This window comes from Bacillus sp. AFS031507 (assembly GCF_002584635.1).
In the GTDB taxonomy this organism is placed as follows: Bacteria; Bacillota; Bacilli; order Bacillales; family Cytobacillaceae; genus Neobacillus.
The window spans coordinates 1-350 of sequence record NZ_NUOW01000092.1; the positions used below are offsets into that span (position 1 = coordinate 1).

General features: G+C 35.7%; 1 pseudogene. It reads left to right on the forward strand.

Annotated features, from left to right (window positions below):
* Positions 1–103: 103 nt before the first annotated feature.
* Positions 104–350: pseudogene (locus COE25_RS29895) on the forward strand (IS110 family RNA-guided transposase); the annotation flags it as partial.

Genomic DNA, 350 nt, shown 5'->3' on the forward strand with positions numbered 1-350 from the left:
TTCCTGTAGATCGTTATTTTTCGACTTTGAAAAAAATAGGGCTCCTCAGTAAGATATGAGTATAGACACCACTCTAACTCACAACTTTAGGAGGAACCCTACTATGAAGTTTAAAATGCAGAACAAACAAAATCAACTAATAGAAAGAATTTCCGTTAAACATCTTGTTGTCGGCGTGGATATTGCACAACAATTTCATGTCGCCAGAGCCGTAAATTTCCGTGGAATTGTTGTCGGAGATCCTCTTACATTCAAAAATGATGAAGAAGGATTTACTAGTTTCCTAAAATGGATTAAAAATCTTCAAGGATTAAACAACCTATGTGAAGCAATTGTTGGGATGGAACCAA